The organism is Candidatus Magnetobacterium casense (genome assembly GCF_019173545.1).
Lineage (GTDB): Bacteria > Nitrospirota > Thermodesulfovibrionia > Thermodesulfovibrionales > Magnetobacteriaceae > Magnetobacterium > Magnetobacterium cryptolimnobacter.
Window position 1 is genome coordinate 1 of the sequence record NZ_JABXWD010000335.1, and the last position, 3721, is coordinate 3721.

At 50.4% G+C, this 3721-nt stretch carries 3 protein-coding genes; 1 reads left to right on the top strand and 2 read right to left on the bottom strand.

Annotated elements, in window-relative coordinates:
• The coding region (locus HWQ67_RS14340) for a sensor histidine kinase (protein ID WP_218253373.1) at window positions 1-1485 on the bottom strand (1485 nt) is incomplete at its 3' end.
• A gap of 2 nt (window positions 1486-1487) precedes the next feature.
• On the bottom strand, window positions 1488-2042 hold the full coding sequence (locus HWQ67_RS14345) for a DUF4390 domain-containing protein (RefSeq protein ID WP_218253374.1): 555 nt from the start codon (window positions 2040-2042) through the stop codon (window positions 1488-1490).
• Between the two features lie 156 nt (window positions 2043-2198).
• On the opposite strand from HWQ67_RS14345, the gene HWQ67_RS14350 reads away from it, so the two are divergent.
• Complete coding sequence (locus HWQ67_RS14350; RefSeq protein WP_218253375.1) at window positions 2199-3533, top strand: TolC family protein; 1335 nt, start codon at window positions 2199-2201, stop codon at window positions 3531-3533.
• Window positions 3534-3721 lie beyond the last annotated feature (188 nt).

Here is a 3721-nt window from a genome sequence, read left to right on the forward strand (position 1 = left end):
GTTTTTCCACCTTTTGAGTAATCGTTCGGCGGAGAGTTTGATTGGAGTGAGGGGGTTTTTAATTTCATGAGTGAGGCGTTTGGCGACATCCTGCCATGCCAGGGCCTTCTCTGCCTGGATCAGGTCGGTGAGATCGTCAAAGACCACCATGGTGCCGAGGGAGTTTCTTGCCTCGTCCTTGAGTTGGATGATGAATATTCGCAGCACCATGGCCCTGCCGTTTATGGAGACCTTCATCTGCTCTCGGACGCTCTGGAAGTTGTGCAGGTTGATGCCCTTTATGAACAGGTGAAACTCATCGGAATAGATGTTTTTGAGTAGCTCCGTGTATGGTCTGTTGATTACGTCCTCGGCCCTCACGGAAAGTATTGAGACAGCCGCTCCGTTGATTGTCAGCACCCTGCTCCGGTCGTCGAGGAATATGACGCCGGAGTTTATGTTGTTGATGATGCTCTCCATGCACAGTCGTCTCCTGTCTGATTCAATGTAGGCGTTGTGGAGGGAGAGTTCGGCGGTCTTTATCTTTTCGATCATGCCGTTGAAGGACAGAATGAGTCGTCCGATTTCGCCATCGCCGCTGGGGTCAACGACGGTATCGAAGTTACCCTGGGAGACCATGGTGGTGGCGCGCACGAGGTTCTGGATTGGTTCTGTGATTCCGCGGGATATCCTCATGGCTATCCACAGGGCGATGGAGACCACAAGGAGGGTGATAAAGCCCAGGATTATCAGGAAGTTTGCTTTAAGTGGCAGTTTATAAGCCTTGAGGGCGCCGTAGTTCTTGTATGCGTATTGGATATCTTCAACCTTGTTGGTTATCTCCACGGGCAGTTTTGTGCTGACTATGAGGACATCCGTAATGGGGCCGTCTGTTCTTATGGGGACTGCTGCCCGTATGGTGTCACCGGAGTTGCTGCTTACGACCTCCGTGCCGCTGATGCCTGCAAAGGCGTTTTTTATTACCTCGGAGGTCTCATCGGTGGTTTGCTTGATTCTTTCGACGTGATATCTGCCCACGGGTCTGACGCCTTCGCTCATGGCAATGGCATCGATGAGGGTATTCTGCCTGACCATGTCGTAGAAGCTGGTGGCAAGAACGAAGGCATCGTCTATAGGTTTGTTTATAAACGGGGTAAACCACTTGTCGATGTAGTTGGTGATCAGCCCGCTGGCTATCACAAAGAGCATGGCGGAGGGCACGAGGGTGATGCCGACAAAGATGATTACCAGTTTGGTCTTAAAGCGGTAGCCCACGCGGCGTCTCTTGCGTTCGGCGTAGAGCTTGATCAGGCTATTAAAGACCATGACAGTCAGGGCAAAGAGCGACAGAAGGGTTAGCGTTGATAGAGCCACAATTATGACCTTGGGCGTTACTCCATGTTCGACCTTCAACATTGAGGCGTCAAATATCCTGATGCCGATCATGGCCACCACAAGCACAAGCAGTGTCACAACAATCCGATAACGCTTTAATCGTCCCGGCATACTTATTTGACCTTTATCCTGAAGTCTTCGGAGTCCTTTCTGATCTTGAAATCCTTGTCGTCGGCAAAGAACAGGACATAGGAGTACAACTGCGGAGGTTTTTGCTTTACCGATTCTATTGTGATCCTGACGAAATACACACCACTGTCTGAGAGTTCGCTTAGAGTGATCTGGATGTCCTTGATATTCAATGCCCACCTCAGCATGGAGTCAAAGGAGGAGAAGCGTTTTTCGAGCATAGTGGTTTCATTGACGGAGATGACCTTAAACTCACCCTTGACGGGGTTGGTCTTGATCGTTCTGGTGATCTTTCTACCGCGTATGAATTCGTCGGGCCAGAGCTGCCATTTCCTGAAAAGGTCGGTATAGAAGATGAGTTCCTTCTCCATTCCCTCACGTATAAGAGTGACCTGCTCTTCGGTCAGAGACAAGGTAAAGCTCACACGGGCAACAGTACCGTTTAGCACAATCTCAGGGCCGATTATATCTTCCGATGAAGCTGTTCCGTCAACAGTGAGGCTCATTAACAGCAACAACACTATGGTTACTTTACGCATCAATAAACTACAGTACCCGTTGTATATTTCCTGCTAACCATGATATAGTATTTAGTAACATGATGTTCTCCTTTTATTTTTAGTTGATATATCATAGCACAAAGGGAACTAAAAAAGGATTAGTTTAGGAGTTTTGCAAGAGGCTCAGGTGATAACGTGAAACTTACGGGCGTATATATACTGATATTAACGGGCATGATGTTGCTGACGGCGCCAGTGTGCCTTTTAGCGGACGCTGCCGACCGTGATTCCGCTCGACGCAATGACGGCGGTGGGACACCGGTTATTGCACCGGGGGAAACGTTATCCTTAGACCGGTGCATCGAAATAGCCATCAAAAATCAGCCAAACATCACTGCCGCCTCATACGCCGTTATGGCAAACCAGAGCAAGATAGCCCAGGCATTGGCTGGACACTATCCCCAAGTGGACGTCTCAACTGCCTACAGCCGATATGCGCCCGTCTCCGGGGGGGGACCGTCAGGATCGTATAACCAGTTCACAAACACCGCCACGGTAAAGCAAAATATCTACGACTTCGGACGGATCAAGACCCAGGCAGACATTCAGCGTCTTAACACCGATGCCTCCGGCTCGGACCTCAGGAGTGCCACCGTGCAGGTTGTCTACAACGTCAAACAGGCCTACTATACGCTGCTTCAGACAATAAAAAACCTCGATATTGCAAATGAGACCGTTGGGCAGTTCCAGCAGCACCTGAAACAGGCCAGAGGCTTTTACGAGGTGGGGGAGAAGGCAAAGTTTGACGTCACAAAGGCCGAAGTGGACCTCAGCAACGCCAAACTCAACCGAATAAAGGCGGAAAACGCCCTGCAACTGGCACGGATCAACCTCAACAATGCAATGGGACTGCCATATGCACGGGACTATCTGGTTGAGGATAACCTCGTATTTCAACCCTACGAAGTCACACTCGACGGCATAATCGGGCAGGCATTTAAGAACAGGGCAGACCTGCAGGCCATCATTACCAAGCAAGAGGCCGCCCGACAGACCATTGAACTCAAAAAAAAGGACTACTACCCAACCATTTCGGGCAGTGCCAACTACACGTGGGGAGGAGAGTCCTTTCCTCTTAACAGCGGTTGGAACATTGGCGCTCAGGCGTCGATATCCGTATTCAGCGGTTACCTGACCAAGCATCAGATACAGGAGGCGCAGTCAACCCTCAACGTCCTCAAGGCCAACGAGGCTGCCCTGCGCCAGAGCATCATCGTGGAGGTGCAGCAGTACTACCTCCAGCTCATGTCGGCGCAGGAGGCCATCTCCGCCGCCGCCATGACGGTCAGACAGGCCAGGGAAAACCTCGACATCGCAAACGGCAGATATGCCGCCGGCGTGGGCAATCCCATCGAGGTAACGGATGCCGACGTATCCTACGGAAACGCAAACACCGCCTACGTACAGGCAATAACCGATTACAAGATAGCACAGGCAAATCTGGAAAAGGCGATGGGACAAACCAGGTGATACCGTATGATACCGGGTGAGTAATAGTTCAGCTATACAATTGAAATGTTGTGTATAATCAACCCAATGTCAACAAGGTCTATGGTTTCGCACTTTCTGGATTCCTGCTTACGCAGGAATGACACAGATGGGCGCAAAATACCATTTCTTGTCATTCCCGTGAAAACGGGAATCCATTTTAAAAAACC